General features: G+C 66.5%; 26 protein-coding genes and 1 tRNA gene. 17 read left to right on the top strand and 10 right to left on the bottom strand.

Going from position 1 to position 26,855, the window contains the following annotated elements:
• Window positions 1–7 precede the first annotated feature (7 nt).
• The 5 genes from DBV14_RS11040 to DBV14_RS11020 form a co-directional block, all read right to left on the bottom strand.
• Window positions 8–973, bottom strand: a complete 966-nt coding sequence (locus tag DBV14_RS11040; RefSeq protein WP_124459223.1) for an IS110 family transposase — start codon at window positions 971–973, stop codon at window positions 8–10.
• A gap of 340 nt (window positions 974–1,313) precedes the next feature.
• On the bottom strand, window positions 1,314–2,090 hold the full coding sequence (locus DBV14_RS11035; protein WP_124459222.1) for a glycosyltransferase family 2 protein: 777 nt from the start codon (window positions 2,088–2,090) through the stop codon (window positions 1,314–1,316).
• Window positions 2,057–2,854, bottom strand: a complete 798-nt coding sequence (locus DBV14_RS11030; protein ID WP_124459221.1) for a 1-acyl-sn-glycerol-3-phosphate acyltransferase — start codon at window positions 2,852–2,854, stop codon at window positions 2,057–2,059. Before DBV14_RS11030 ends, DBV14_RS11035 begins: the two co-directional genes overlap by 34 nt.
• A 41-nt stretch (window positions 2,855–2,895) precedes the next feature.
• Complete coding sequence (locus DBV14_RS11025) at window positions 2,896–3,876, bottom strand: hypothetical protein (protein WP_260396948.1); 981 nt, start codon at window positions 3,874–3,876, stop codon at window positions 2,896–2,898.
• Between the two features lie 53 nt (window positions 3,877–3,929).
• Window positions 3,930–4,718, bottom strand: coding sequence for a class I SAM-dependent methyltransferase (locus DBV14_RS11020; protein ID WP_124459220.1), 789 nt, complete (start codon window positions 4,716–4,718; stop codon window positions 3,930–3,932).
• A 117-nt stretch (window positions 4,719–4,835) separates the two neighbouring features.
• On the opposite strand from DBV14_RS11020, the gene DBV14_RS11015 reads away from it, so the two are divergent.
• From DBV14_RS11015 to rng, 9 genes are read left to right on the top strand one after another with little or no spacing between them, the layout of a single operon-like run.
• On the top strand, window positions 4,836–5,561 hold the full coding sequence (locus DBV14_RS11015; protein WP_124459219.1) for a YebC/PmpR family DNA-binding transcriptional regulator: 726 nt from the start codon (window positions 4,836–4,838) through the stop codon (window positions 5,559–5,561).
• A gap of 42 nt (window positions 5,562–5,603) precedes the next feature.
• Window positions 5,604–6,902: a phosphoribosylamine--glycine ligase gene (purD, locus tag DBV14_RS11010; protein ID WP_124459218.1), complete on the top strand. Its 1,299-nt coding sequence runs from the start codon at window positions 5,604–5,606 to the stop codon at window positions 6,900–6,902.
• Entirely contained in the window at window positions 6,902–7,819 is a 918-nt protein-coding gene (gene hemF, locus DBV14_RS11005) for an oxygen-dependent coproporphyrinogen oxidase (protein ID WP_124459217.1), read from the top strand. The genes purD and hemF overlap by 1 nt, the downstream gene beginning before the upstream one ends.
• Entirely contained in the window at window positions 7,816–8,445 is a 630-nt protein-coding gene (nadD, locus tag DBV14_RS11000) for a nicotinate (nicotinamide) nucleotide adenylyltransferase (protein ID WP_124459216.1), read from the top strand. Before hemF ends, nadD begins: the two co-directional genes overlap by 4 nt.
• On the top strand, window positions 8,445–9,158 hold the full coding sequence (gene rsfS / locus DBV14_RS10995) for a ribosome silencing factor (protein WP_124459215.1): 714 nt from the start codon (window positions 8,445–8,447) through the stop codon (window positions 9,156–9,158). The genes nadD and rsfS overlap by 1 nt, the downstream gene beginning before the upstream one ends.
• Complete coding sequence (gene rlmH / locus DBV14_RS10990; protein ID WP_042579728.1) at window positions 9,155–9,622, top strand: 23S rRNA (pseudouridine(1915)-N(3))-methyltransferase RlmH; 468 nt, start codon at window positions 9,155–9,157, stop codon at window positions 9,620–9,622. The genes rsfS and rlmH overlap by 4 nt, the downstream gene beginning before the upstream one ends.
• A complete protein-coding gene (locus DBV14_RS10985; RefSeq protein ID WP_260396945.1) occupies window positions 9,619–10,341 on the top strand; it encodes a phytanoyl-CoA dioxygenase family protein in 723 nt (240 codons plus the stop codon). Before rlmH ends, DBV14_RS10985 begins: the two co-directional genes overlap by 4 nt.
• A gap of 2 nt (window positions 10,342–10,343) precedes the next feature.
• Complete coding sequence (locus DBV14_RS10980; protein WP_124459214.1) at window positions 10,344–10,946, top strand: nucleoside triphosphate pyrophosphatase; 603 nt, start codon at window positions 10,344–10,346, stop codon at window positions 10,944–10,946.
• A gap of 6 nt (window positions 10,947–10,952) precedes the next feature.
• Complete coding sequence (rng, locus tag DBV14_RS10975; protein ID WP_124459213.1) at window positions 10,953–12,479, top strand: ribonuclease G; 1,527 nt, start codon at window positions 10,953–10,955, stop codon at window positions 12,477–12,479.
• 14 nt (window positions 12,480–12,493) lie between these two features.
• Here the strand turns inward: rng and DBV14_RS10970 are convergent, their stop codons facing one another.
• The 3 genes from DBV14_RS10970 to DBV14_RS10960 all read right to left on the bottom strand — a co-directional run bounded on the left by DBV14_RS10970 (window position 12,494) and on the right by DBV14_RS10960 (window position 15,712).
• The gene (locus tag DBV14_RS10970) at window positions 12,494–13,786 is read right to left on the bottom strand and encodes an MFS transporter (protein WP_260396956.1); all 1,293 of its coding nucleotides are present in this window, start codon (window positions 13,784–13,786) and stop codon (window positions 12,494–12,496) included.
• 168 nt (window positions 13,787–13,954) lie between these two features.
• On the bottom strand, window positions 13,955–14,887 hold the full coding sequence (locus DBV14_RS10965) for a 3-keto-5-aminohexanoate cleavage protein (RefSeq protein ID WP_124459211.1): 933 nt from the start codon (window positions 14,885–14,887) through the stop codon (window positions 13,955–13,957).
• 42 nt (window positions 14,888–14,929) lie between these two features.
• Window positions 14,930–15,712 (bottom strand): SDR family oxidoreductase, encoded by a 783-nt coding sequence (locus DBV14_RS10960; protein WP_124459210.1) that lies wholly within the window; start codon window positions 15,710–15,712, stop codon window positions 14,930–14,932.
• Window positions 15,713–15,811: 99 nt separating this feature from the next.
• Between DBV14_RS10960 and DBV14_RS10955 the strand changes: the two genes are divergently transcribed.
• On the top strand, window positions 15,812–16,561 hold the full coding sequence (locus DBV14_RS10955) for a GntR family transcriptional regulator (protein WP_124459209.1): 750 nt from the start codon (window positions 15,812–15,814) through the stop codon (window positions 16,559–16,561).
• 29 nt (window positions 16,562–16,590) lie between these two features.
• Here DBV14_RS10955 and msbA read toward each other — a convergent pair whose 3' ends face one another.
• Window positions 16,591–18,375, bottom strand: a complete 1,785-nt coding sequence (gene msbA, locus DBV14_RS10950; protein WP_124459208.1) for a lipid A export permease/ATP-binding protein MsbA — start codon at window positions 18,373–18,375, stop codon at window positions 16,591–16,593.
• Between the two features lie 254 nt (window positions 18,376–18,629).
• Here msbA and tolB point away from each other — a divergent pair, with 254 nt between their 5' ends.
• The 6 genes from tolB (at window position 18,630) to DBV14_RS10920 (ending at window position 25,103) form a co-directional block, all read left to right on the top strand.
• Complete coding sequence (gene tolB / locus DBV14_RS10945) at window positions 18,630–19,856, top strand: Tol-Pal system beta propeller repeat protein TolB (RefSeq protein WP_221621883.1); 1,227 nt, start codon at window positions 18,630–18,632, stop codon at window positions 19,854–19,856.
• 25 nt (window positions 19,857–19,881) lie between these two features.
• Window positions 19,882–20,397, top strand: a complete 516-nt coding sequence (gene pal / locus DBV14_RS10940) for a peptidoglycan-associated lipoprotein Pal (RefSeq protein ID WP_124459206.1) — start codon at window positions 19,882–19,884, stop codon at window positions 20,395–20,397.
• Window positions 20,397–21,146 (top strand): tol-pal system protein YbgF, encoded by a 750-nt coding sequence (gene ybgF, locus DBV14_RS10935; protein ID WP_124459205.1) that lies wholly within the window; start codon window positions 20,397–20,399, stop codon window positions 21,144–21,146. Before pal ends, ybgF begins: the two co-directional genes overlap by 1 nt.
• A gap of 76 nt (window positions 21,147–21,222) precedes the next feature.
• The gene (locus DBV14_RS10930; RefSeq protein ID WP_124459204.1) at window positions 21,223–22,020 is read left to right on the top strand and encodes a ThiF family adenylyltransferase; all 798 of its coding nucleotides are present in this window, start codon (window positions 21,223–21,225) and stop codon (window positions 22,018–22,020) included.
• A 49-nt stretch (window positions 22,021–22,069) separates the two neighbouring features.
• Window positions 22,070–22,145, top strand: a tRNA-Lys gene (locus DBV14_RS10925).
• A gap of 402 nt (window positions 22,146–22,547) precedes the next feature.
• Window positions 22,548–25,103 (top strand): penicillin acylase family protein, encoded by a 2,556-nt coding sequence (locus DBV14_RS10920; protein ID WP_124459203.1) that lies wholly within the window; start codon window positions 22,548–22,550, stop codon window positions 25,101–25,103.
• A gap of 57 nt (window positions 25,104–25,160) precedes the next feature.
• Here the strand turns inward: DBV14_RS10920 and DBV14_RS10915 are convergent, their stop codons facing one another.
• The gene (locus DBV14_RS10915; protein WP_124459202.1) at window positions 25,161–25,862 is read right to left on the bottom strand and encodes a DUF899 family protein; all 702 of its coding nucleotides are present in this window, start codon (window positions 25,860–25,862) and stop codon (window positions 25,161–25,163) included.
• Window positions 25,863–26,171: 309 nt separating this feature from the next.
• Here DBV14_RS10915 and DBV14_RS10910 point away from each other — a divergent pair, with 309 nt between their 5' ends.
• Window positions 26,172–26,849 carry a phosphoribosyltransferase gene (locus DBV14_RS10910; protein ID WP_124459201.1) on the top strand — a complete coding sequence of 226 codons (678 nt, stop codon included), beginning with the start codon at window positions 26,172–26,174 and terminating at the stop codon, window positions 26,847–26,849.
• Window positions 26,850–26,855: the final 6 nt, after the last annotated feature.

The raw sequence follows: 26,855 nt of genomic DNA, 5'->3' as shown, positions 1-26,855 counted from the left end.
TGAGGTTCTATGTTTTTTGCAAGTCGTTCTTGGGCAGCAAACGCTGCGCATCGAACGATTCAACGCCTTTCCACACAGCGAAGGCCACGCGCAGCAGCTTGCGCCCCAGGATGATGAAGGCGGCAGTGGTTGCAAAACCTTTGGCCCGAATGGCCTCGTACAACGGCTTGAGCGCTTTGCTATGACTCGCAGCAAGGCCCACCAGGTAGATCTGTCGACGCAACAGCGCCGGCCCCCTCTTGCTCAAGCGACGTCGCCCATGCCGCATCCCCGAATCATTGGGCCTCGGATCGAGCCCGCAGTACGCGACCAGAGCGTCGGCATTGCCGAAGTCGAAGCGACTGAACAGCGTCGCCAGCAGCACCGAGGTCTGCGGCCCTACGCCGGTGATCGTGAGCAATCTCTGGCAGCCAGCGGACAGCCGCGCATCGCTGGCAACCAGCTCCTGCATCTTGCTGTCCATTGCCTTCAGAAGGGCATCAAAGGCCCTTTGCAGACCGCTGGTGTCTATATCGCTCGCGTCCACACCCGTCACGATCTGCCTGACGGCCGAGCGTTGCGTGGCCAATTGCGCCCGGCGCGTCAGCAGATCCTGCAGGCGCTGCTGCACACGGCTGCGCGGCTGCCAGGGGTGCAGATGCCCGTGGTGCTCAGCCAGATAGCGGGCGATGACCCGGGCATCCACGCCATCCGTCTTGGCCCTTGTCCCCAAGGCTTGGGCGTAGAAGTACACGTCGCGTGCATTGAGCACGAACACCTTCAGGCCGGCCTGGCTCGCAAGGTGCGCCAACAGGCCGTGGTATCGGCCAGTGGATTCCATGGCGATCAGGGCGTGAGGCGGCACTTCTCGCAGCCAATCGGCGATGCTCGCCGAGTCATTGACCACGCTGCGAGGTCGGTGCTCAGGCCCCAGCGAGATGATCAACTCGGCCTTGGAAACATCCACGCCGATGAACACGGTTGCTTCTTGCATGACGGCACCTCCAGTTGGACAATTTGCCAAGCTGGGGTGCAGCCCACCCACCACGTTTGCTTGCGTCCAGATCGGCGCTCGTTCCGTCCAAAACGGGACTGCGCTCAGTTCCTAATCGACGTTGGAAGGTGGGGCGGGAGAAATCTCAAAACTGTCGGTCCGCTGCCGCGGCCGAGTGCGAAGCGAGTCCCTCCACCCCAGCGCCTCAACCATACAAGCGAAGCGAGTTCTGCGAGACCCCGCGAAACGCGAGCACCGCAGGGAAGCCCGAAGGGCCGGCACAGTGGGGCCGAGTGCGCCGTACCGCGTACCGGGCGCCCCTCACCAAAGCAACACGAACTCAGTCCTGAAACGGCGGCGCCCCAGCAATCTTGCGATACAGCAGCAAAGGCAGCCGCAAGACAAACTCCACCATCAACCGCGCGTGCATCCACGTCAGCAACACGTTGTCCCGCCCATAGCGGAAGTGCGAAACCCCGCCTTCTTCCGCAGTCAGGTACTTCACCGGCGCATCGATGTTCACAGGCTTGACCCCGCGCCAGGCCAGCCGCACAACCGCCTCGGTGTCGAAGTCGAAGCGCCGCATCCACGGTTGCCGCGCCATCACCGCGATCAGGTCCGCCACCGGGTACACGCGAAAGCCGTAGAGCGAGTCTCCAACGCCGGCGAACAGCGTTTCGAGCTGCGTCCATCCGTTCGACACACGCCGCCCGCGTACACGCAGCAGCGGCGCACTGGCATCGAACACCGGGCGCCCCAGCACCATCGTCTCCGGGCGGTCCAGCGATGCGGCCATGAATGCGGGAATCAGTTCGGCCGGATGCTGCCCATCGGAATCCATCGTCAGCGCATGCGTGAAGCCGGCTTCCTTTGCCACGCGCAGCCCGTGCAACACCGCCGATCCCTTGCCCTGGTTCTGCGGCAACACCCACACGCGCAGCCCCGGGTCGGAAGCGGCCATCTGCTGCAACCGCTCGCCCGTGCCGTCGTCGCTGCCATCGACCACCACCCACACCGGGTTCCATTGCGCGCGCGCAGCCGCTACTGTGGAGAACAGGCGTTCCCCCGTGTTGTAGCTCGGGATCAGGACAAGGTGTGTGCGCGAGGCGTCTGGCATTCGGGGGACGCGTCGGTGGCGCGCTGGTCCATGTTTTGGCGAAAGTACTGTTCCAGCTCGGCCTGCAGCACGTCGCTGTCTTGTGTGGGCGCAAAGCGCTTGCCGAGCCGCAAGGTGAAGACGATGGGCAGCGGCGGCACCCGCCACAGCGGCCAGCCCTTGCCCAGGTAGGGCGAGTCGGTGTCGATGAACACCGTCTGGATCGGCGCCTGCGCCAGCTTGGCGATCAGCGTCACGCCAGGGCGAAACGGGTTGAGCGGCGGTGTCACGGTGCGCGTGCCTTCGGGAAACACCACCAACTGGCCGCCGTTGCGCAGGTCGGCCACCGCGAGCCGCACCATCATGCGGGCCGACTTGTTGCTGATGTAGCGCGCCAGCCGGGCGCCCGCGCCCAGGAAGATGTTGCCCATCAGGTCGGCCTTCATGATGCAGGCGCTGCGCGGCAGGCGTGCCACCAGCAGCAGCGCGTCGAGCATCGTCGGATGGTTGGCAACGAAGATCACGCCGGGCTCCTTGCGCATCGGGTCCAGGCAGTTGGCGTCGATGCGCATCATGCCGGTCACGGAGGCCAGCCACCAGAACATGCGGTAGGCAAAGGCGATGGTCATGCGGCCCAGCGCGCGCGCCGGCCTTGCCGGCATCACCGGGTAGATCAGCATCGCGACGAGGTTCCAGACCAGCGAGATCAGGCCCAGGAACAGCAGCAGCGCATACAGCATCAGCGCGAGCGGAATCGACGTGAGAATGCGCAGCACGCGGTTCATTGAGTCGGATGAATGATCGGTCGGGCGGGAAACGCGACCGGTCAAGCTTGCAGCCGGCCCGCGGCGACCGTGTGGGCCTCGATCTCGACGAGCAGGTCGCTGCGGCAGATGTCGGCTTCCAGGTACACGGCATGGCGGGCCATGGGCGCGTCGGCGCCGAGCGCGCTTTCGATCACGCCGCGCACCGCCTCGGTTTGCGCCGGGTGCCGCACATAGACCACGCAGTCGAGTTCGGCCAGCGAGAACTTCGCGGTGCCCCGTTCGTTGGCGGCGGTGATGACCGCCTGCAGGTTGCGCAGCGTTTCGCGGGTCTGTTCGAGCACGTTGCCGTGGTGCACGGTTTCGTGGCCGACGATGCTCGCGGTGCCCGAGATGAACAGCGCGATGTTGCCGTCGCCGATGTCGGACAGCGCGGCGCGCGAGAAGGTCGGCGAGCGCGGGCCGTAGGTTTCGGGGTAGCGATAGGCCGACACCTGCCGCGGGTTTTCGACCGGCAGCGGCGCCTGCTGGCCAGCCAGGAAGCGGATCGACAGCGCGCCCTGGTGAATGCCCAGTGCGCAGGCCGCGGGAGCGCCCTCGAAGGCGGCGCGGCCGGCTTCCAGGAATGCCTCTTGCCGGCCGAGGTTGAACTGGCGATAGCGCTCCAGGCCGCCGCCGTCGCCGTTGATCTGCGGCAGGTAGTTCCAGATGCGCTGCAGGTGCGGCGTGCCGGCCTGGTCGAGCGTCTTGAACAGGTCGCGGTAGGCGCGGTGGGCGAGCTCGGCCAGCCCTTGTTTTTCAGTGGCTTCGTCCAGGTCGATGGCGCCCAGCAGCCAGTGCCCGTCGGTGCGCCAGCGTGCAATGCCGGTGGTGCCCGACCTGATGTTCGCGCCCGTCACGTGCCACACGTCGGCCATGGCGCCTTGCGACGACAGCACGCGCGCGTTGACGGTGGGCATCCATGCCACGCCGTGCGGCGTGCCGTAGCCGAGCGCAGCGAAGGGCGCCTTGCCGTCGGTGGCCAGCGCCAGGCTGTCCGGCAATGAAAGGCGCTCTACGCGCAGATGGGATGGGTTTTCGTCCTGGACTCGCACTGTCACCTGGCCTCGGCGGAAGGTTCTGGTTTGATGGCGGTATAGGCGGAGAAGACGCCGAGGCTGGCATGCCGTTGCACGTCGCGAAAGCCCGCGGTGCCCAGCGCCTGCATCACCCGCTCGGGCGGGATGCAGGCCTCGATCGTGTCCCAGTAATAGCGCCACAGTTCCGAGGTGTTTTTCCGGCGACCGACCACGCGGGCGATCAGCGGCACCACGGCGCGCATGTAGCCCTTGAGCAGCGCCGTCGCGACGCGGCCTTCGGGCTTGGTAATTTCGAGCACCACCACGCGGCCGCCGGGGCGAAGCACGCGATGGAATTCGCCGAAGGCGGCGGCCACGTCGCTGATGTGGCGCATGGCATAGCCCATGCTCACGAAATCGGCGCTGGCGTCCGGCCGGGGCAGGGCTTCGGCAAAACCACGTACCAGCTCGACGCCGGCGAGCTTGACCTGTTCCATCATGCCGGGGCTGGGGTCGACGCCCACGAGGTGGCCGGTCGGGCCGATGATCTTCAGTGCTTCCCGCGCGACCAGCCCGGTGCCGATGCCGACGTCGAGCACTTGCGCGCCCGGTGCCAGGCCGGCCTGCAGCAACGCCGCGCGGCGGTACGAGGGACCGGTGCCGAAGGCCAGCACGCTCTCGATGCGATCGTAGTCCGCGGCGGTGCTGTCGAAGATGCGACGCAAGAACGCCTGGTGCTCAGCTTCGGTGTTGTAGTACAGCGGCAGCGGGGCGTGCGGCGGCAGGGTGTCGGGATTTCCCGTACCGGCAATAGGCGATGGCGTCATCGAACGATTATCACCAAAAGGTCAGGCCCGAATTCCCGGGTGCCGGAGAGCGTTGTTTGCGCCGGACAGTAAACTCCACACTTGCTTTGAAAACACAAGACAGCGAGAGAGAAAGCCATGGCCGGACATAGCAAGTGGGCAAATATTCAGCACCGCAAGGGCCGCCAGGACGAGAAACGCGGCAAGCTCTGGACCCGTGCCATTCGCGAAATCACGGTGGCGGCGCGCGCCGGCGGCGGTGACCTCAGCGCCAACCCCCGGCTGCGGCTGGCGGTCGAGAAGGCCAAGGCGGTCAACCTGCCCATCGACACCGTCAAGCGCAACATCGACAAGGCCACGGGCAACCTCGAAGGCGTGAATTACGAAGAAATTCGTTACGAAGGGTACGGCATCGGCGGCGCGGCGATCATCGTCGACACCATGACCGACAACCGCGTGCGCACCGTGGCCGAAGTGCGCCACGCCTTCTCCAAGCACGGCGGCAACATGGGCACCGAAGGCTCGGTGGCCTTCCAGTTCAAGCACTGCGGCCAGATCATCTTTGCGCCGGGCACCGACGAAGACAAGGTGATGGAAGTGGCGCTTGAAGCGGGTGCCGAAGACGTCATTGCCGACGACGACGGCGCCATCGAAGTGCTCACCGCCGTGGCCGATTTCGAAGCCGTCAAGAACGCCCTCGAAGCCGCCGGCCTGAAGCCCGACGCGGCCGAGATCACCATGCGCGCCGAGAACCCGGTCGAGGTGACCGGCGAAGACGCCGCAAAAATGCAGAAGTTGCTCGACGTGCTCGAAGACCTGGACGACGTGCAGGACGTTTATCACAACGCCTCGTTGTCCGAATGACGAATGAATGTTTGATCCACAGCGAATGAAGAAGGCCCACGAATGAAGGTACTGGTTATTGGAGGAGGGGGCCGTGAGCACGCTCTGGCGTGGCGGTTGGCGCAGGCCAGCCGGGTCAGCCGCGTCTACGTGGCGCCGGGCAACGGCGGCACCGTGAGCGACGAGCGCTACGACTGCATCGACATCACCGAGCCCGCCGCGCTGCGCGAATGGGCCATGGCCGAAAAGATCGCACTGACGGTGGTCGGCCCCGAGGCGCCGCTGGCGGCCGGCGTGGTCGACGAGTTCCGCGCCCACGGCCTGCGCATCTTCGGCCCAACGCAGGCCGCCGCGCAGCTCGAAAGCTCCAAGGCGTTCTCGAAGGCGTTCATGAAGCGCCACAAGATCCCGACCGCCGAATACGAGGCCTTCACCGATGCCGCTGCGGCGCACGCGTACATCGACGCCAAGGGCGCGCCGATCGTCGTCAAGGCCGATGGCCTGGCCGCCGGCAAGGGCGTGGTGGTTGCCATGACCGCGCAGGAAGCGCACGAGGCGGTCGACTTCATGCTGGTCGACAACAAGTTCGGCGTGTCGCACAACGAAGGCGGCGCGCGCGTAGTCATCGAGGAATTCCTGCAGGGCGAGGAAGCCAGCTTCATCGTGCTGTGCGACGGCAAGAACGTCACGGCGCTGGCCACCAGCCAGGACCACAAGCGCCTGCTCGACGGCGACGAAGGCCCCAACACCGGCGGCATGGGCGCGTATTCGCCCGCGCCCGTGGTCACGGCCGAGGTGCATGCGCGCGCCATGCGCGAGATCATCCTGCCGACCATCCGCGGCATGGAAAAAGACGGCATTCCGTACACTGGCTTCCTGTATGCCGGCCTGATGATCGATGCGGCCGGCCACCCCAAGACGCTCGAATTCAACTGCCGCATGGGCGACCCCGAGACGCAGCCGATCATGATGCGGCTCAAGTCCGATCTGTTCGAGGTGTTCTGGCACGCCACCGACGGCACGCTCGACCAGGTCGAGCTGCAATGGGACCGCCGCGTGGCGCTGGGCGTGGTGATGGCCGCGCACGGCTATCCGCTGTCGCCGCGCAAGGGCGACCGCATCACGGGCATTCCGACCGAGGCACCCGATGCCGTGGTGTTCCACGCCGGCACCACCATGCAGGACGGCGAGCTCAAGACCAGCGGCGGCCGCGTGCTCTGCGTGACCGTGCTGGCCGACAGCGTGAAGCTGGCACAGCAACGCGTCTACGAGGTGGCGGCGCGCGTCAAGTTCGACGGCGCCCAGTACCGCAAGGACATCGGATACCGCGCGCTCCATGCGCGCAACACCCCCCACGCTTGATGCAGCAAACCAATCCGGCAGCGGTCGGCGACTACCTGCGCGGACTGCAGCAGTCGATCATTTCGGCGGTCGAGAAGGCCGATGGCGGCACCTGTGTGCGCGATGCGTGGCAAAAGGAGCCGGGCGAACCCCTGCAGGGCCACGGCCTGACCTGCATCCTCGAAGGCGGCGAGCTGTTCGAGCGCGCGGGCTGCGGTTTCTCGCAGGTGCGCGGGCCCAGGCTGCCGCCCTCGGCCACGCAGAACCGGCCCGAGCTTTCAGGTGCGCCCTTCGAGGCGATGGGCGTGTCGCTGGTGTTTCATCCGCGCAACCCTTACGTGCCGATCGTTCACATGAACGTGCGCATGCTGGCCGCGCTGCCTGAAGGCGGCGAGCCGGTCTGCTGGTTCGGCGGCGGCATGGACCTCACGCCCTGCTATGGCTTCGAGGAAGACGCGGTGCACTTTCACACCACGTGCCGCGATGCGCTCGCACCCTTCGGCGACGACAAGTACCCGCGCTTCAAGACGTGGTGCGATGAATATTTCTTTCTGAAGCATCGCGGCGAGCAGCGCGGCGTCGGCGGCGTTTTCTTCGACGACTTTTCCGAAGGCGGCTTCGAGAACGGCTTCGCGATGGTGCGCTCGGTCGGCGACGGTTTCCTGCCGGCCTACCTGCCCATCGTCGAGCGGCGCCGCCACACGACGTACGGCGAGCGCGAACGCAATTTCCAGCTGTACCGTCGCGGGCGCTATGTCGAGTTCAACCTCGTGTGGGACCGCGGCACGCACTTCGGCCTGCAGTCGGGCGGGCGCACTGAATCGATCCTGCTGTCGATGCCGCCGCTGGCCAGCTGGGCCTACCAGCAGCAGCCCGAAGCGGGCAGCCCCGAAGCCGCGCTGTACAGCGACTTCATCGTGCGGCGCGACTGGTTGTGAAGCCTTCCGGCGGCGCGCCTCGCATCGGCGTTTTCGGTGGCGCTTTCGATCCGCCGCACAACGCGCACGTGGCGCTTGCCGAAGCCGCACTCGCGCAATTGAACCTGGCCGAGCTGCACGTCATTCCCACGGGACAGGCCTGGCACAAGAGCCGCCCGCTAACGCCCAAGCAAGACCGCCTTGCAATGACGCGCCTGGCCTTTGCCGGCCTGAAGGGCACCGTGGTCATCGACAGCCGTGAAGTGTTGCGCGACGGCCCCACCTACACCCTCGACACCCTGCATGAATTGCAGCAAGAGCAGCCCGGCGCACAGCTCGTCCTGATCATGGGCGCGGACCAGGCGAGCGCCTTGCCGACCTGGCACGGCTGGCAGGCTATACTAGCCATTGCTATCGTTTCTGTAGCGTATCGCGCACTATCGACGGGTGACATTGCTCGTTTTGATCCGAAAATGCTGCCTGGCCTCCCGGCTGGCGCGCGTTTCGAGGCGCTAGAACTGCCGGCCATGGACACCAGCGCCACCGAGATTCGGCGGCGCGCGGCGCTGGGCGAGGATATTTCCTCGCTGGTTCCGCCCACCGTTGCACGCTATATTGACCAACACCACCTCTACCGCTCTGCCTGATGACCACTGAAGCCGCCGCCAAGAAAGACACCCAAAAACTCCAGCGAGCCATCATCGATGGACTCGAAGACGTCAAGGCGCAGGACATCCAGGTATTCGACACAGAACATCTTTCGCCGCTGTTCGAGCGCGTGATCGTTGCGTCGGGCACCTCGAACCGCCAGACCAAGGCGCTCGCCGCCAGCGTGCGCGACGCGGTGCGCGAGGCCGGTTTCGGCAAGCCGCGCATCGAGGGCGAGGAAAACGGCGAGTGGATCATCGTGGACTGCGGCGCTGCCGTGGCGCACATCATGCAGCCCGCCATCCGCCAGTACTACCACCTCGAAGAGATCTGGGGCGACAAGCCGGTGCGCGCCAAGCTCGGCGGTGCCAAGCCTGCCGCGGCAAGCGCAGCAAAGGTGACGGAAGAGAAGAAGCCCGTCGCCGCCAAGATGCCGAACCTGCGCCGCGCCAGCGCCGCCAAGACCGCGATCCGCGCGGCCGAGCAGGAGGCCAAGGCCGAGAAGGCCAGCCGCAGCCCGGCCCGCAAGACGGCAGCCAAGAAGACCCCTGCCGCGGGTGCGAAGGCACCAGCGGCCCGCAAGACCCCGACCGCACGCGTGCCGGTGAAGGTCGTCGGCAAGCCGGCGGCCAAGAAGCCCGCGGCCAAGACGGCGGCAAAAACCGCCGCCAAGAAGGCGCCCGCGCGCAAGGCGGCCCCCCGCCGTCCATGAAGCTGCTGGTGGTCGCCGTCGGGCAGCGCATGCCCGATTGGGCGCAGACTGCCTGGGACGACTACGCCAAGCGCTTCCCGCCCGAGCTCAAGCTCGAGCTGCGCGCCGTCAAGACCGAACCGCGCGGCTCCAAGTCGCTTGAAACGCTGTACGCCGCCGAGCGCGAGCGCATCGAAGGCGCCATTGCCCGCGGCATGCGCATCGTGGCGCTCGACGAGCGCGGCACCGCGCTCACCACCAAGGCACTGGCCGCGCGCCTGCAGGCCTGGCAAGGCGAGGGCGACGACGTGGCCCTGGTCATCGGTGGGCCCGACGGGCTCGACCCCGCCTTCAAGGCAGCCGCCCACGAACGCATCCGCCTGTCCGACCTGACATTGCCGCACGCGATGGCGCGGGTGCTGCTGGTCGAGCAGCTGTACCGGGCCTGGTCGGTGAACGCAGGCCACCCTTACCACCGCGAATGACGACGGGCGGCAACGGGCCGGCTGCGCGAATGCTGCTCGACGAGGTGGGCCATGCGCTCCTGCCGGCGCTGTTGCCCACGGAGTTGCTGGACCCCCTTGCGCAGTCGCTTGAAAGCGCGCTGGGCACATCCGCCGGCAGCCGCAACCTGCTGGCCCAGCCGCTGTGCCATGGCATGGCCGTTCACCTGAAAACACAACTCAACAGCATGGGCCTGCTCGACGCCTCGTCAGTGGCCGTGCAGTGCACGCTGTTCGACAAGACGGCCGACCGCAACTGGCTGGTTGCGCTGCACCAGGACACATCGATTCCCGCCTCCGGCCCGCAGATGCCCGTCGTCATGAAAGAGGGCGAGCCTTATGTGCAGCCACCCATCGACGTGCTGCAAATGCTGCTCGCCGTGCGGCTGCACCTCGATGACTGCGGTGCCGATGCCGGCCCCTTGCGCGTGGTGCCCGGCAGCCATCGTGCGGGCCGCCTCGACGACGCGCAGGCGCAAGCGATGCGCGCGGACCGTGGCGAGGCGACCTGCATCGCGGCACGCGGCGACGCACTGCTGATGCGCCCGCTGCTGCTGCACGCGTCGTCCCGCGCCCGTTCGCCCGTGCGCCGCCGCGTGCTTCACTTTCTCTTCGGACCCGAAAGCCTGCCGCACGGGCTGGTCTGGAACCGCACCGTGGCCGGCGTCCGACTCGCGTCGCCGGTCCTCCTGGAGAACTGACCTTGCCGGATTTCATCTACCTCGCCTCGCAAAGCCCGCGCCGCGCCCAACTGCTCGGCCAGCTCGGCGTTCAGCACGCCTTGCTGCTGGCCGATGCCAACGAAGACGCGGAATCGCTCGAAGCGGTGTTGCCCAACGAGGCTCCGGCCACCTACGTGCAGCGCGTCACCGCGCTCAAGCTCGATGCCGCCGTGGCCCGGCTCAAGCGCCGCGGGCTGGCCGACGCGCCGGTGCTGTGCGCCGACACCACGGTGGCGCTGGGCCGGACCATTCTCGGCAAGCCCGAGGACGCGGCCGATGCCGCGCGCATGCTCGCGCAGCTGTCGGGCGCCACGCACCGCGTGCTGACGGCCGTGGCCCTGCAGCACGGCAACCAGCGCCTTGCCGCGCTCAGCGTTTCGCGCGTGCGCTTCGCCAATATTTCCAACGCGCAGATCGCGCGCTATGCCGACAGCGGCGAGCCGCTCGGCAAGGCCGGCGCCTATGCCATCCAGGGCGCGGCGGCGGCGTTCATCGAGCACATCAGCGGGTCCTATTCGGGCATCATGGGACTCCCCATGTTCGAGACCGCGCAGTTGCTTCAAGGCGCCGGTTTCACTACTTAAGACCTCATGCAAGACATCCTGATCAACTGGTCCCCGCAAGAGACCCGTGTGGCGCTGGTCGAGCACGGCGCGGTGCAAGAGCTGCACGTCGAACGCACGCTGGAGCGCGGGCTGGTCGGCAACATCTACCTGGGCAAGGTCTCGCGCGTGCTGCCGGGCATGCAGTCGGCCTTCATCGACATCGGCCTGGAGCGCACGGCCTTCCTGCACGTGGCCGACATCGTCGCGCCGTTCACGCCGGGCTCGCGGCCCAGCGCGCCAGCGCCCGAGCGCGACCACCGCAACGGCGGGCCGATCGTGCCCATCGAAAAGCAGGTTTTCGAGGGCCAATCGCTGCTGGTGCAGGTCATCAAAGACCCGATCGGCACCAAGGGCGCGCGCCTGTCGACGCAGATCAGCATTGCCGGCCGGCTGCTGGTGTTCCTGCCGCAAGACAACCACATCGGCGTGTCGCAGAAAATTCCGTCGGACCAGCGCGAGTCGCTGCGCACGCGCATGCTGGCGCTGATCGAAGCGGCAGCGGCTGCCGACAGCGGCGGCGTGGTGCCGGCCAACACCGGCGGCTTCATCCTGCGCACCAATGGCGAAGACTCGTCCGATGCCGAGCTGGCCGAAGACATCGCCTACCTGCGCAAGACCTGGTCGCGCATCCGCGATTCGTCGAGCAAGCTGCCCGCGATGTCGCTGCTGCATCAAGACCTGAGCCTGCTGCAACGCGTGCTGCGCGACATGACCAGCGAAGACACGCAGACCATTCGCATCGATTCGCGCGAGCAGTTCGAAGTGCTGCTCAAGTTCGGCCTCGAGTTCATGCCGCAGGCGGCCGGCAAGCTGCAGCACTACAAGGGCGAGCGGCCCATCTTCGACCTGTATTCAGTGGACGAGGAAATCGCCAAGGCGCTGGGCCGGCGTGTCGAGCTCAAGTCGGGCGGCTACCTCGTGGTCGACCAGACCGAGGCGCTGACCACGGTCGACGTGAACACCGGCGGCTTTGTCGGCGCGCGCAATTTCGACGACACGATCTTCAAGACCAACCTCGAGGCGGCGCAGGCGATTGCGCGGCAACTGCGGCTGCGCAACCTGGGCGGAATCATCATCGTCGACTTCATCGACATGGGCCGCGACGACCACCGCGAGCAGGTGCTGGCGGAGTTTCGCAAGCAGCTGGCGCGCGACCGCGTCAAGACCACGGCGGGAGGCTTCTCGCAGCTCGGGCTGGTCGAGATGACGCGCAAGCGCACCCGCGAATCGCTGGCCCACATGCTGTGCGAACCCTGCGCCGCTTGCGGCGGGCAGGGCATCGTGAAGACCGCGCGCAGCGTGGCCTACGACGTCATGCGCGAGATCTTGCGCGAGGCGCGGCAGTTCACGCCGCGCGAGTTCCGCATCGTCTCGTCGCCGCAGGTGATCGAGCTGTTCCTCGACGAGGAAAGCCAGCACCTGGCGGGGCTCAGCGACTTCATCGGCAAGCCGATTTCGCTGCAGTCGGAGCCGGCCATCGGGCAGGGCCAGTACGACATCGTGCTGCTCTGACCGGCGGCAAAGAGTCAGCGCTTCGATTCCTGTCCCTGCCGCATCCACACGCTGGCCAGCGAGGCGGCCACCAGCAGCACGGTGATCAGCAGCAGCCCGTTCTTCGTGCTGCCCGTGCTCTGCTCGATCCAGCCCATTACCGACGGGCCGATGAAGCCGCCCACCAGGCCGCAGGTGTTGACCAGCGCCAGCCCGCCTGCGAGCGCCACGCCCGCCAGCCGTGAAGAGGCGAACAGGAAGATCACCGACTGCACCACGAAGAACATCGAGCCCGTGAGGCAGAAACCGGCCAGCGCAATGGCCGGGCTCGCGAACGCCGCGATCAGCAGGCCCACCGCCATCGAGAGCAGCCCGACCAGCAACAGGCGCCGGCCGCGCTGCGGTGTCACGGCAAGCCTGGGCAGCGCGATGGCACCCACGGCCGCCGCAATCCAGGGCAGCGAGTTGAGTGCCCCGATTTCCAGCGGCGAGAGCTTGCCGTAGGTGCCGATGATGCTCGGCAGGAAGAAGATCACCGTGTAGATGCTGATCTGGTGGCAGAAGTAGACAAAGATCGCCAGCCAGATCTGCTTGTCGACCAGGCAGGCGCGAAACGATTCGCCGACCTCGCCATTGGCCACGTCGTGGGCACGTTCGGCGGCGAGCTGGCGTTCAATGGCCTGTGCCTGCGGGCGCGTGAGCCAGCTGGCGGTTGAAGGCCCGTCGGGCAGCTTGCGCCAGACCACGAAGGCCAGCACCACGGCCGGCAGGCCTTCGAGCACGAACATCCATTGCCATCCGTGCCAACCCAGCAGGCCGTCCATCTGCAACAGAGCGCCACCGACCGGGCCGCTGAGAATGTTCGCGATGCACACGCCGAGCAGGAAGTAGCCTGTGGCGCGGGCGCGGTCCTTGCGGCCGAACCAATAGTTCAGGTAGAGCATCACGCCCGGAAACAAGCCAGCTTCGGCCGCCCCGAGCAGGATGCGCATCACGTAGAACGAGGTCTCTCCGGTCACGAAGGCCATGCCGGCCGAGAGCAGCCCCCAGGTGATCATGATGCGGGCGATCCACCAGCGTGCGCCCACGCGATGCATCACCAGGTTGCTGGGCACTTCGAGCAGCGCATAGCTCAGGAAGAACAGGCCGGCGCCCAGTCCGTAGGCCGCCGCCGAAATGCCGATGTCCACCGCCATGTGGCTCTTGGCCAGCGCGATGTTGGTGCGGTCGATGAAGCTGATCACGTAGGCCAGCACCAGCAGCGGCATGAGCTTGCGAAAGATCAGCGCGTTGAGCGAAGCCTGTTCGTCGGCGGTCTGTTCGGCCATTGGCCCGAGCGTGGTGGCCGGTATGGATGTGTGTTGCATGGGTTGTCTCTCTCCTGTCTCTTGTTCTGGCGGAGGAATCGCCGGAGGGCACTGGACAGTGCACTCCGACGGGCGTGCGTGCGGGGTCTGGCCCCGGCAATACAGCGGGGCGGTGGTTCTTGCGGGCGGCTAGAAATCGACGTTCGCCGCGCCCTTGAGGCCGAGGATTTCGCGCGCCTCGTCGGGCGTCGCGATGTCGATGTTCAGCGCCTCCAGCACGGCGCGAATGCGCAGCACCTGTTCGGCGCTCGACGCGGCCAGCCGGCCGGGGCCGATCCACAGCGAGTCCTCGAGCCCCACGCGCACGTGCGAGCCCATAGCGGCACCGATGGTGGCCAGCGGCAGCTGGTTGCGGCCGGTGCCCAGAATCGACCACTGGAAGCGGTCGCCGAACAGGCGCGCGGCGGTGCGGTGCATGTGCATCAGGTCTTCCGGGTCGGCACCGATGCCGCCCAGGATGCCGAAGACCGTCTGCACGAAGATCGGCGCTTGCACCAGGCCGCGGTCCAGAAAATGCCGCAGGTTGTTGAGGTGGCTGACGTCGTAGCACTCGAACTCGAAGCGCGTGCCATTGGCGTTGCCCAGCTTCAGGATGTTCTCGATGTCGGCGAAGGTGTTCTTGAAGATCAGGTTGCGGCTGTTTTCAAGGTGCTCACGCTCCCACTCATGCTCGAGCGACTTGAAGCGCTCCAGCATCGGGAAGAGGCCGAAGTTCATCGAGCCCATGTTCAGCGACGCGAGCTCGGGCTTGAAGGTGGTGGCGGGGCGCATGCGCTCCTCGACGCTCATGTGCGGGCTGCCGCCGGTGGTGATGTTGATCACCGCATCGGTGGCGGCCTTGATCTTCGAGAGGAAGGGGCGGAACAGGTCCGGGTCCTGTGAGGGGCGTCCATCTTTCGGGTCGCGCGCATGCAGGTGCAGGATGGCGGCGCCCGCGCGGGCAGCTTCGATGGAGGCCGTTGCAATTTCGTCGGCCGTCACCGGAAGGTGCGGCGACATGCTCGGCGTGTGGATCGCGCCGGTGGGCGCGCAGGTGATGATGGCTTTGGAGCGTTGGGCCATGAGGTGTCCGATAAAAACAAGAAGAAGAAAAAGGCGAGCGGGTCAGCTCAGCGCCTGCGTGTGGCCGTCCACCACGAGCTCCTGGCCCGTGACGCTGGCGGCAAGGTCGCTTGAAGCGAACAGCACCATGTTTGCGATGTCGGTGGCCGTCACCATGCGGCCCAGCGCGGACTGCGCCGTGTAGTCGCGCGCCACCTCTTCGAGCGGCTTGCCGAGCGCCTCCGCCTTGGCGGAGATCACTGCGCGGATGCGCGGGCCATCGACCGCGCCGGGCAGGATCGCGTTGACGCGGATGCCGTCCTTGCCGAGTTCGAGCGCCAGCGTTTTCGTGAAGCCGACGACGGCCCACTTCGAGGCAGAGTAGGGCGAGCGCCCCGGCATGCCCAGGTGGCCAGCCGCCGAAGACAGGTTGACGATCGAGGGGTTGCGGCCCTTGCGAAGCCGCGGCACGGCAAGCCGCACGCACAGGAACTGCCCCGTCACGTTCACTGCCAGCGTGTGTTCCCAGTCCGCCAGCGAGAGGGTTTCGACGCCGCCCGTCGGGCCCGCCACGCCGGCGTTGTTCACCAGCACGTCGAGGCCACCGAGTTCGCGGTCGACGGCGTCGAACAGGCGGGCCACGTCTTCCTCTTTGGAAACATCGGCGATGCAGCGGCCCACGTCGGGCAGTTCACGCGCCAGCTGTTCCAGGCTGGCGGGCTGCACGTCGCAGACGAAGACCCGGGCGCCCGCGGCCGAGAAGCGACGCACGATTTCCAGGCCGATGCCGCTGGCACCGGCGGTCACGAGCACGCGCTGGCCGGCGAGGGAATTGTTGTTCCACATGCTGAAGAAGTCCTTGGGTTGATTTGTCGAGTGACCGGGATCGTATATCTGTGATTACAGATATTTAATAGGGTATACCCCGCTCGTATACTTCGATGGATGAGCCTTACCGACCTCGTTACGCCCCTCAAGCGCCAGACGCTCAGCGCCAACGTCTACGACCAGTTGCGCGACCTCGTGATGAGCGGGCAGATGATGCCGGGCGAGCAGATTTCATTGCGCACCGCGGCGGAGGCGCTGGGTGTGAGCGTGATGCCGGTGCGCGAAGCAATGCAGCGCCTCGTGGCCGAGCAGGCGCTCGAACTGACGCCCAGCCGCACCTTGCGGGTGCCTCGCATGACGGCGGCGCAGTTCAAGGAAATCACCACCATTCGCACCAACCTCGAAGGCCTGGCGACCGAGCTCGCGGCCTCGGCATCGGGAGCCGTGGCATTGCGCGAGATCACGCAGTGGCACGACCAATTCGCGGCCGAGATGAACGCCGCGAACCCGGACGGCTCGAAGCTGGTCACCTTCAACAAGGAATTTCACTTCGCCGTCTATGCCGCCGCGGACATGCCGGTGCTGCTGCAGATGATCGAGGCGCTGTGGCTGCGCATCGGGCCCATCCTCAACTACGACCTGCGGGCCGGCTCCCGCCGTGTGGGCGACAAGGTGGCGATGTCGCACCATGCGGCGTTGCTTGCCGCGCTGAAGCGGCGCGATGGCGTCAAGGCCAGGGCCGCGCTGCAGGGCGATATTGAAAGCGCCGCGGAATTCATCCTGTCGGCAGGCGTGCTGGTTTCCGACGGGGCACTGCCGCCGGAAAGCGCCGGGCCGGCGGCGAAGAAACCACGTACGGCGCGCTGAGGCGCCCCGGCGCCACCGCCACGGATCGATCAGAGCGTCGGGTCTTGCCCCGGCGGGGCGCTGCGCACGGCCAGCGTCTGCAGGCGCGCATAGAGCCCGTCCAGCGCCATCAGTTGCTCATGGCTGCCTTGCTCGGCAATGCGGCCTTGCTCCATCACGATGATGCGGTCGGCGTGCTGGATGGTCGAGAGGCGGTGGGCCACGATCAGCGTGGTGCGGTTCTGCATCAGGCGCTGCAGTGCGTCCTGCACCAGCCGCTCCGATTCGGTGTCCAGGGCCGAGGTGGCCTCGTCGAGCAGCAGCACGGGTGCGTTCTTGTAGAGCGCACGCGCAATGGCAAGGCGTTGGCGCTGGCCGCCCGACAGCTGGGTGGCGTTGTGGCCGAGAACGGTGTCGATGCCTTGCGGCAGGCTCTCGACGTGCGTGCTCAGATTGGCGGCGGCAATGCATTCGAGCACGCGTTCGCGGTCGATCTCCGAGCCCAGCGCCACGTTGGCGGCCAGGGTTTCGTTGAGCATCACCACGTCCTGGCTCACCATTGCGAACTGCGCGCGCAGGCTCTTCAGCTGCCATTCGCTGGTGTCGTGCCCGTCGAGCAGCACCTGGCCGCCGCTGGGCTGCACGAAGCGCGGCAGCAGGTTGACCAGCGTGGTCTTGCCCGAGCCCGAAGGCCCGACGAAAGCCACCACCTGGCCGGGTTCGATGGTCAGGCTCACGCCGTCGAGCGCGCGCTGCTCGTCGTCGCCGCGGTAGCTGACCTGCACGTTGCGCAGCTCGATGCGGCCTTGGGCATGCGCCACCTCGAAGCTGCCCTGCGATTCGGGCGCGACCTCGTCGACCAGGATCAGGCCGCGTTCGAGCGCGGCCAGGCCACGCGTGATCGGGCCGGCCACTTCGGCCAGCCGGCGGATCGGCGCGATCAGCATCAGCATGGCCGTGATGTACGCCACGAAGCCGCCCACCGTGAAGCCCTGCTTGCCGCTTTGCCAGAGGGCGATCATCACCACGATCGACAGTGCCAGCGAGGCCATCATCTGCGTCAGCGGGGTGGTGGCGGCCTGGGCGATGGTCGACTTGACGGCCAGCCGGTTCAGGCGCTGGCTCAGTTGCTCGAAGCGCCGCTCCTGGGCCTGCTCGGCACCATGCAGCCGCACGACGCGGTGGGCCAGCACGTTTTCCTCGACCACGTAGGCCAGCTCGTCGGTGGCCTGCTGGCCCTGCTGGGTGAGCTTGTAGAGGCGCTTGGAGAACACCTTCATGATCCACGAGATGCTCGGCACCAGGAAGGCGACGATGAGCGTCAGCTTCCAGTTCAGGTAGACCAGGTAGCCCAGCAGCGCGATCAGCGTGAAGCCGTCGCGCGACAGCCCGAGCAGCGCCTGCACCAGCAGCATGGCGCCGGTCTGCACCTCGTACACCACGGTGTTCGACAGGGCACTGGCCGACTGGCGCGTGAACAGGGCGAGCTCGGCGCCCAGCAGGCGTTCGAACAGCACCCGTCGCAGCTTCTGCATGCCTTCATTGGCGATGCGCGACAACGCGTACTGCGAAATGAATTGCGCAATGCCGCGCACCGCGAACAGCAGCAGCACGGCTGCGGGTACGAACCACAGCGGCATCTCGCCGCGCGTGAAGCCGCGGTCGAGCAGGGGCTTCAAGAGGGCGGCCATCAGCGGTTCGGTGAGCGCTGCCAGCATGGCCCCGCTGAGGCCCACGGCCCACCATTTGCGCGAGCTGCCGAACCAGGTCATGAGTCGCGCCAGACGGCGCATCAGGGGAGGGCGCGTGTTCTCGCCGCCGGGGGATGCTTGCATGGCGGCGGATTCTACGGGCGGCCCCATTCCGGGCTTCCTGAAGTGATTCTGTAGGACCGCACCGCCGGATAAACGTTTTGTGACGGCGCCTCCAAACCAGTGTGTAACATGTGGCCCGTTAAGCCCGGGGGGAAACTTTTTCTCCGGAAACCTCTCCGAACCGCATGAACAAGCCGTTGCCTGCTCCTATCCCAACTCCTTCTTCATCGCTATTTGCACGCCGCACTCTCATTGCGGCTCTTGCTGCCACTCCCATGCTTCCTGCACTGGCCCAGTTCCGGGTCGAGGTGTCGGGCGTGGGCCTCACGCAGTTGCCGATCGCGCTCGTTCCGTTCAAGGGCCAGGACGCCTCGCCCCAGAAGATCTCCAGCATCGTGCAGGCTGACCTCGAACGCAGCGGCCAGTTCCGCGGCGTCGATGCATCGGGCCAGGCGCTGGACGAGGCCTCGCGCCCCGACCTGTCGCTGTGGCGCCAGCGTACGGCCGACTCGCTCGTGGTGGGCAGCGTCAACAAGCTGGCCGATGGCCGCTTCGACGTGCGCTTTCGCCTGTGGGACGTGGTGAAGGGGCAAGACCTGGGTGGCCAGAGCTACACCGTGCCGCAAGGCGACCTGCGCCTGGCGTCGCACCGCATTGCCGACTACGTCTATGAAAAGCTGACCGGCGAAAAGGGCATCTTCTCGACCCGCATCGCCTACGTCACCAAGGGTGGCAGCCGCTACTCGCTGTGGGTGGCCGACGCCGACGGCGAAAACGCCCAGGCCGCGCTGGCCAGCCCCGAACCCATCATCTCGCCCTGCTGGTCGTCCAACGGCCAGCAACTGGCGTATGTGTCCTTCGAGTCGCGCAAGCCGGTGGTGTACGTGCACAACGTGGCCAGCGGCCAGCGCCGCCTGCTCGCCAACTTCAAGGGTTCCAACAGTGCGCCGGCCTGGGCACCCGATGGCAATTCGCTGGCCGTCACGCTCAGCCGCGATGGCGGCTCGCAGCTGTTCAGCATCCCGGCCTCGGGTGGCGAACCGCGCCGCCTGACCCAAAGCTCCAGCATCGACACCGAGCCGGTGTACTCGGCCGACGGCAGCACGATCTACTTCGTGAGCGACCGCGGCGGCGCCCCGCAGATCTACAAGATGAGCGCCAGCGGCGGCAACCCGACGCGGGTCACCTTCAGCGGCACCTACAACATTTCTCCGTCCGTCAGCGGCGACGGCCGGTGGTTGGCCTACATCTCCCGTGTGGGAGGTGCCTTCAAACTCCACGTGATGGAGTTGGCCTCCGGTACGGTCACCGCGATCACCGACACCACCGCCGACGAGAGCCCGAGTTTTGCCCCCAATAGCAAGCTGATCGTCTACGCCACGCACCTGCAAGGCCGCGAAGCCCTCATGACGACCACGCTCGACGGAAAAATAAAGGCACGACTCGCGGGACAGGCGGGAGACATAAGAGAACCGGACTGGGGTCCGTTTCAAAAGCAATGATTAGGTTTACTTGAGGAGTTCGAAAATGTTGAAACGCACAATTTATTCGCTGGCTATCGTGGCTCTGATCGCCGGTTGTTCGTCGGGCACCAAGCTCAACGAAACGCCGGTGACCGACCGCACCGGCACCGCCGGCGGCCAGCAGGGCGCCACCACGGTGGCACCCGTCACCATCGACCCGAATGCAGGCACCACGCAAGGCCCGATGGGCGTGGAACGCATCGTCTACTTCGACTACGACAGCTACACGGTCAAGCCCGAGTTCCAGTCGGTCATCGATGGCCACGCGCGTTTCCTGAAGCAGAACCCGCAGCGCCGCATCTCGATCGAAGGTCATACCGACGAACGTGGCGGCCGCGAATACAACCTGGCACTGGGCCAGAAGCGTTCTGAAGCCGTGCGCCGCGCACTCACGCTGCTCGGCGTGAGCGACGGCCAGATCGAAGCCGTGAGCTTCGGCAAGGAAAAGCCGGCCGTCCAAGGTGGTGGTGAAGAAGCGTGGGCTCAAAACCGCCGCGCCGAAATTCGCTACACCCGGTGATGCAACGCGCTGTGTTGCGAGGCGCGGCGCTGGCTGCCGCCTTGCTTTGCGCCTCGGTCGGGTCGCAAGCCGCATTGTTCGAGGATGACGAGGCGCGCCGCGCCATCCTCGACCTGCGGCAGCGCGTCGAGGCCATGCGCCAGCAGACCGACCAGCGGCTGACCGACGAAAACGGCCAGCTGCGTCGCAGCCTGCTCGATCTGCAGAACCAGATCGAGCAGATGCGGGGCGACCTGGCGCGCATGACCGGACAGAACGAGCAGCTCACGCGCACGCTGAGCGAAATGCAGTCGCGCCAGACCACCATCGACGACAAGCTCAAGCAGACCGAGCCCTCGAAGGTCTCGGTCGACGGCCGCGAGTTCAACGCCGATCCCAAGGAAAAGGCCGACTTCGACGCTGCGCTCGGAATCTTCCGCGCCGGCCAGTTCGCGCAGTCGCAAACCGCCTTTGCCGAGTTCGTCAAGCGCTACCCGCAAAGCGGCTACAACGCCTCCGCGCTGTTCTGGCTCGGCAATGCGCAGTACGCCACGCGCAACTACAACGAGGCCATTGCCAACTTCCGCTCGATGCTCTCGCTCGCGCCCGACCATGCCAAGGCCCCGGAGGCCGTGCTGTCGATCGCGAACTGCCAGATCGAACTGAAGGACACGCGCGCCGCACGCCGCACGTTGGAAGACCTGGCCAAGGCCTACCCGCAGTCCGAAGCCGCACAGGCCGGCCGCGAGCGTCTCTCGCGCCTGCGCTGATGCCGGCGGAGCTTTCCGCTTGAACAGCGCCATCGACCCTGCCGCTCTCGCAACACCAGCCGCCGCGAATGCCGTCATGACCGACGACGACACCGCGGCGCCTGACTTTGCGCGCCGCTTCGGCGGCCTCGAGCGGCTCTACGGCGTGGCCGGTGCCGCGGGCATCCGCAACGCCCACGTGCTGGTCGTCGGCATCGGTGGCGTCGGCTCCTGGGCCGTCGAAGCGTTGGCACGCAGCGGAGTGGGGCGGCTGACGCTGGTCGACCTCGACCACGTGTCTGAGTCGAACATCAACCGGCAGATCCACGCGCTCGATTCGACCGTGGGGCAGGCCAAGGTCGAAGCCATGCGCGAGCGCATTGCGCAGATCAACCCCGAGTGCAAGGTGCTGGCCATCGACGAATTCGTCGAGCCCGGCAACTGGACCACGCTGCTCGACGCGGCGCAGGCGGCCAACGGCCCGGCAACCGCCGTCATCGACGCCTGCGACCAGGTGAAGGCCAAGCTCGCGATGGCCGCATGGGCGCGTGCGTCGCGCGCGGCGTTCATTACCGTCGGCGCGGCCGGTGGCAAGCGGCAGGCGCACAAGGTCGACATCGACGACCTGTCGCTCGTCACGCACGACCCGCTGCTCGCCCAGCTGCGCCAGCGCCTGCGCAAGGAGCATGGCGCGCCGCGCGAAGGCAAGAAGATCGGCGTGACCTGCGTCTTCAGCAGCGAAAGCGTGGCGCCGCCGGACGCGTCGTGCGCGATCGAAGGCGACGGTTCGCTCAACTGCCACGGCTATGGCTCGGTGGTCAGCGTGACCGCCACTTTCGGTCAATGTGCGGCAGGTTGGGTTCTCGACAAAATTGCGGCCAACGCCACGCTATAATCTTAGGCTTTGCCGGATTCAACATCGGCAAGAAGCAAAAAATGGTTCCGGGACGTTAGCTCAGTTGGTAGAGCAGCGGACTTTTAATCCGTTGGTCACTGGTTCGAATCCAGTACGTCCTACCAACAAAATAGAGGGTTAGCCGGCAAGTGCCTGCTAGCCCTTTTTCTTTGCGCGACGCCATCGCGATACAGCGCGCCGCGCGGGGGATCGATCACATCGCATCCCCGTCGAATGCAGCCGGCTTCGGGCTGCCCATCGGGCTTCACCACTGCCGAATTCGTCCCAGCGGGTTCGAATCCCGCGCTCCATTCCACAGGCCTTTCACTCCACGAGTGGCTCCCTCCAGGCCGAAAACCGCCCCCATCCGCACACCCATCGCCCCGAACCCGGGGCAAGCCGCGAGCGGGGTAAATCCCTATCCCACGCCACCAGACGAACGCAGACATTACCGGTGAGTAGGAAATCTACTGAAAAGTAAATTCCTGCGTGCAAGCCTCTAAGAACATCCGAATGGAGACAACAACATGAGACGCACTCGTTGGGGGCGCGCGGCAGCGCTTTGCCTGTTCACCCTCTTTACCCTGATTTCACTGTCGGGATGCGGTGGAGGCGGCGGCGGAGGCTCCGGCTTCCTGCCGTTCTTCGGCGGCACTCCCGCAGTTCCTCCGGCGCAGGACAGCTACAAGGCCGAGATCCGTCGCACGGCCTTCGGCGTGCCGCATATCAAGGCCGACGACTTCGCGGGCGCCGGCTATGGCTACGGCTACGCGCAGGCCCAGGACAGCCTCTGCACGATGGCCGACTCCTTTTTGACCTACCGCGGAGAGCGTTCGCGCTACTTCGGCGGGGACGCGCAGGGCGTCTACAGCGGCACCATCGGCCGGCCCGGCAACCTCGAGTCGGACTTCTTCCACAAGCACGTGATCAGCGCCGACACGCTCGACGCAATGCGTGCCGCCCAGCCCGACACGTTGCGCAAGCTGGTCGAGGGGTTTGCCGCGGGCTACAACCGCTACGTTCGGGAGGTCAGGGCGGGCAGCGCGCAAAACGCAGCCTGCGGCAAAGAGGCCTGGCTCCTGCCCATCACGCCCGACGACATCTACCGGCGCATGTACCACGTGGGCCTGGCGGGCGGCTACAGCAACTTCGTATCCGCCATCGCGGCAGCAGCCCCACCGTCGGCCCAGGTGGTCCAGGCCGCCAAGACTGCATCGGGCAGCACCAGCAGCCTGAAGACCGCATCGCCTGTCGCAGGGCGCAAGGTCTTGCCCGCGATTCATGTTGGCGGCCAGAAAGGCATCGGCAGCAACATGTTCGGGTTCGGCACCAGCGCGACGGGCGACGCGAGCCCCTTGCTGTTCGGCAATCCGCACTGGTACTGGCACGGGCCCGATCGCCTCTACCAGGCCCATCTCACGGTTCCGGGCCAGCTGAATGTCAGCGGCGCGAGCTTTCCGGGCGTGCCCGTGATGCTGCTCGGCTTCAACGACAACGTGGCGTGGAGCCACACGGTATCGGCCGCGAAGCGCTACAGCCTCTACCAGTTGCAACTCGCCCCGGGCGACGCGACCAGCTACGTGCGCGACGGCCAGAACGTGAAGATGCAGGCCGTGGCCATCACGGTGATCGTCAAGCAGCCATCGGGCGAGCTGGCGCAGGTCACGCGCACCTTGTACAGATCGGAATACGGCCCGCTCGTCAACCTGTCGGACCTCGATCCTTCGCTGGCCTGGAGCCAGTCCATCGCCTTCGCGGTGCGCGACATCAACAGCCAGAACTACCGCGTGTGGCGCAACTGGCTGCGCTGGAACCAGGCCAGGTCGCTCGACGAGCTGGTGGCCGTGCAGCGCGAGGAAGCCGCCGTTCCCTGGGTCAACACGGTCGCTGTCGGCAGGGGCAGCAGCAAGGCCTGGTACGCCGACATGGGCGCGGTGCCCAACGTGTCGGACGCGCAGATGGTCCAGTGCGGCACCGACGAAGGGCGCGCCCTTGCGGCGCTGTTCGGCGGCGGAGCCGATGCGCCCATCGTGCTCGACGGCTCGCGCAGCGCCTGCGACTGGAAAAACGACGCCGACTCGGTGCAGCCCGGCGCCATCGGTCCGTCGCGCATGCCCAGCCTGTGGCGTGACGACTATGTGGCCAACATGAACGACAGCTACTGGCTCGCCAACCCGAAGGCGCCGCTCACCGGCTATCCGTCGATCATGGGGCCGGCCGGCACCGCCCCAGTCAGCTTTCGCACGCAGCTCGGCATCAGGCTCGTGCAGGACCGGCTCGAAGGCACGGACGGTTATGCGGGCGACAAGGCCACGGTCGACACGGTCAAGCAGATGGTGCTCAACAGCCGCGCCTACAGCGCCGAAGTCTTCAAGACCCAGATGCTGGACCTCGTTTGCGCCGTGCCGACCATCTCGGTCATCGGCGATCCGCAGGAAGGGGCCAACTTTCCTTCTCCGCGCGACGTCGATACCGCGCAGGCGTGCGACGTGCTCAGGCAATGGGGCAACACCGCCAACACCGGCGCACGCGGCGCCCACATCTGGGACGAGTTCTGGAGCCGGGCGTTGCAGATGGACCCCAGTGCCCTCTACGCAGTGCCGTTCAGCGCCAGCGATCCGCTGCACACGCCGCGCGGCGTCAAGCCCTCGGCCGCCGCCGATCTTCAGCAAGCCTTTGGCGCGGCCGTACTGCGCGTCAAGGCCAGTCCCTATCCGCTGGACGCAGCGCGCGGCGACTACCTGTTCTCCGTGCGCGGCGGCGTGAAGATCCCGCTGTACGGCGGCTGCGTGGACGGCTACTTCACCCACATCTGCCCCAACAACCGGCTCGACCGGGGCGGCTACAACATGGACATCGACGCCAATGCCAACGGCAACAGCTACCTGCAGATCGTCCATTTTCCGCAGGGCGGGGTAGAGGCGCACACCCTTGTCTCGTACTCGATGTCCGAAGACCCGGCTTCGCCGCACTTCGGCGACTACACGCAGGCCTATGGCAACAAGCAATGGCAGCGGTTGCCGTTCTCCGAAGGTGAGATCACTGGGGACGCGGCCTACCGGAGCGTGACTGTCCGGGAGTAGCAGGGCAGCGCGCCCAGGTGACAGAGTGGCGGAGTGCCCGGGCGCCGGAGTACCTCGTCAGTACTTCAGCTTCGGATACCAATCGGTTCCGCGTCCGTCCGGCGTCAGGTCGAGCACGGACCACAGCGATGCGATGTCGGGCGCGTCTCGCGGGTCCTGGCCGGGGTCGGCCATCTCGCGGGTCATCGCGCTGGTCCAGAACAGGCGGACCTCATCGCCATCGCGCTTGAACACGACCAGCGCCGGGAACTCACTCCCGTCGGGCATCAGCACGCCCAGGTCGTTCGCATAGTCGTCGCCGACGGTCTGCACGAAGTTCAGGTCGCGCCATCCACGCTCCTGCGCGAAGGCGTACTGCCGCTCGACCGGCGAGCGCCCGAGGATCTTGAGCGACACGCGCTGCTTGATGTCCGCGGCATTGCCGTTGACCGCGCCGAGCCAGTTGGTGCACATGGGGCACGGCCTCTCGCGCTGCGGCCCGTACATCCAGAAGTAGGTGACCAGCGTGTCCTTGTCGCCGAAGAGATCGCGCAGACCGACTTCGAAAGCCTGCTCGTCCTTGAAGCGGTAGTTCTTGCGGATCACCGGGCCGGGTGGTAGCGCGCGGCGCTGCTTGGCCAGCCGGGTCATGTGGCGTCGAAACTCTATTTCTTCGGCCAGCAGAGCCTTTCGCGCGGTTTCGTAGTCGGCCGATGCGCCGGGGAATGGCGTCTTCGCCTTGCTTGCCAGCGTGGAGGCGGGCACAAGTTGATCGTTCATGTCTTGGGGCTCCTTTTCCTTGTCGCTGCAGTGAAGTCGCCTGGGCGGCGCGCGCCTGCAGCGGGGCGCGCGCATGGGGATTCGGGAATCGAGGATTCGCCGGACCGGAACGGATGATGCGGCGCCGTTCCGGTGGGCCGGGTAGGCGAAATTCGCTTCGCAAGAGCGAACCGTCGTGTGGCCGTTTCCTCTTCAACCTGTAACGCCTACACCGCAATGGACATCGCCCTACAGCAAGCAGCCCGGGCGGGGCTAATCTGGAAAGGGGAGAACCACGCTCTTGTTCCTTGTGCCCCGGGGAATTGAAAGATGACTTCCGATGTGTTCCACGATCGCAGGGCCGCCGGCCGCGAACTCGCCAGGTTGCTGACCGCGTATGCCGGCCAGCGCCTGGTCACCGTCCTTGCATTGCCGCGTGGCGGCGTGCCGGTGGGCTATGAAGTGGCGCTGCTGCTGCATGTGCCGCTGGACGTTCTCGTGGTGCGAAAACTCGGCGCTCCCGGACACGAGGAATACGCCATGGGCGCACTGGCCCGAGGCGTTCGCGTGCTCGACGATGAAGTCGTGCAACGGCTCGGCGTGTCCGATGCCGCCATCGAGCGCGCGACGCATGCCGGGCAACAGGAGCTGGAAAGGCGCGAAAGGCTGTACGGCGTGGGCGTCAGCGGCGGTGGCCACCCGTTGCCGGCCTTGTGCGGCCGCACCGTGATCGTCGCCGACGACGGGCTGGCCACGGGCTCGACCATGCGGGCCGCCGTGAAGGCGCTGCGTGCCCAGGGGGCGACCCGAATCGTCGTCGCGGTGCCTGTGGGCGCGCAAGCGCCTTGCGAGGCCTTGCGCGGCATGGCCGACGAGGTGGTGTGCGTAAAAACGCCGTCGAGCTTTCGTGCCGTCAGCCAGTGGTACGAAGACTATTCGCAGACCAGCGACGAAGAGGTGTGCGCGTTGCTGGAACTCGCGCGTAACCGGGTCGCCCCGTCGACCTGAGGAGCA

Source organism: Variovorax sp. KBW07 (assembly GCF_003852515.1).
Lineage (GTDB): Bacteria > Pseudomonadota > Gammaproteobacteria > Burkholderiales > Burkholderiaceae_C > Variovorax.
Note: the sequence above shows the minus strand (reverse complement) of the source record. Positions and strands in the feature narration are given on the sequence as shown.

What these genes read in the sequence shown, in the direction of transcription:
- DBV14_RS11040 (WP_124459223.1), bottom strand. Translation starts at nt 973, where the DNA reads ATGCAAGAAGCAACCGTGTTCATCGGCGTGGATGTTTCCAAGGCCGAG.
- DBV14_RS11035 (WP_124459222.1), bottom strand. Translation starts at nt 2,090, where the DNA reads ATGCCAGACGCCTCGCGCACACACCTTGTCCTGATCCCGAGCTACAAC.
- DBV14_RS11030 (WP_124459221.1), bottom strand. Translation starts at nt 2,854, where the DNA reads ATGAACCGCGTGCTGCGCATTCTCACGTCGATTCCGCTCGCGCTGATG.
- DBV14_RS11020 (WP_124459220.1), bottom strand. Translation starts at nt 4,718, where the DNA reads ATGACGCCATCGCCTATTGCCGGTACGGGAAATCCCGACACCCTGCCG.
- DBV14_RS11015 (WP_124459219.1), top strand. Translation starts at nt 4,836, where the DNA reads ATGGCCGGACATAGCAAGTGGGCAAATATTCAGCACCGCAAGGGCCGC.
- purD (WP_124459218.1), top strand. Translation starts at nt 5,604, where the DNA reads ATGAAGGTACTGGTTATTGGAGGAGGGGGCCGTGAGCACGCTCTGGCG.
- hemF (WP_124459217.1), top strand. Translation starts at nt 6,902, where the DNA reads ATGCAGCAAACCAATCCGGCAGCGGTCGGCGACTACCTGCGCGGACTG.
- rsfS (WP_124459215.1), top strand. Translation starts at nt 8,445, where the DNA reads ATGACCACTGAAGCCGCCGCCAAGAAAGACACCCAAAAACTCCAGCGA.
- rlmH (WP_042579728.1), top strand. Translation starts at nt 9,155, where the DNA reads ATGAAGCTGCTGGTGGTCGCCGTCGGGCAGCGCATGCCCGATTGGGCG.
- DBV14_RS10985 (WP_260396945.1), top strand. Translation starts at nt 9,619, where the DNA reads ATGACGACGGGCGGCAACGGGCCGGCTGCGCGAATGCTGCTCGACGAG.
- rng (WP_124459213.1), top strand. Translation starts at nt 10,953, where the DNA reads ATGCAAGACATCCTGATCAACTGGTCCCCGCAAGAGACCCGTGTGGCG.
- DBV14_RS10970 (WP_260396956.1), bottom strand. Translation starts at nt 13,786, where the DNA reads ATGGCCGAACAGACCGCCGACGAACAGGCTTCGCTCAACGCGCTGATC.
- DBV14_RS10965 (WP_124459211.1), bottom strand. Translation starts at nt 14,887, where the DNA reads ATGGCCCAACGCTCCAAAGCCATCATCACCTGCGCGCCCACCGGCGCG.
- DBV14_RS10960 (WP_124459210.1), bottom strand. Translation starts at nt 15,712, where the DNA reads ATGTGGAACAACAATTCCCTCGCCGGCCAGCGCGTGCTCGTGACCGCC.
- DBV14_RS10955 (WP_124459209.1), top strand. Translation starts at nt 15,812, where the DNA reads ATGAGCCTTACCGACCTCGTTACGCCCCTCAAGCGCCAGACGCTCAGC.
- msbA (WP_124459208.1), bottom strand. Translation starts at nt 18,375, where the DNA reads ATGCAAGCATCCCCCGGCGGCGAGAACACGCGCCCTCCCCTGATGCGC.
- tolB (WP_221621883.1), top strand. Translation starts at nt 18,630, where the DNA reads ATGCTTCCTGCACTGGCCCAGTTCCGGGTCGAGGTGTCGGGCGTGGGC.
- pal (WP_124459206.1), top strand. Translation starts at nt 19,882, where the DNA reads ATGTTGAAACGCACAATTTATTCGCTGGCTATCGTGGCTCTGATCGCC.
- ybgF (WP_124459205.1), top strand. Translation starts at nt 20,397, where the DNA reads ATGCAACGCGCTGTGTTGCGAGGCGCGGCGCTGGCTGCCGCCTTGCTT.
- DBV14_RS10930 (WP_124459204.1), top strand. Translation starts at nt 21,223, where the DNA reads ATGACCGACGACGACACCGCGGCGCCTGACTTTGCGCGCCGCTTCGGC.
- DBV14_RS10920 (WP_124459203.1), top strand. Translation starts at nt 22,548, where the DNA reads ATGAGACGCACTCGTTGGGGGCGCGCGGCAGCGCTTTGCCTGTTCACC.
- DBV14_RS10915 (WP_124459202.1), bottom strand. Translation starts at nt 25,862, where the DNA reads ATGAACGATCAACTTGTGCCCGCCTCCACGCTGGCAAGCAAGGCGAAG.
- DBV14_RS10910 (WP_124459201.1), top strand. Translation starts at nt 26,172, where the DNA reads ATGACTTCCGATGTGTTCCACGATCGCAGGGCCGCCGGCCGCGAACTC.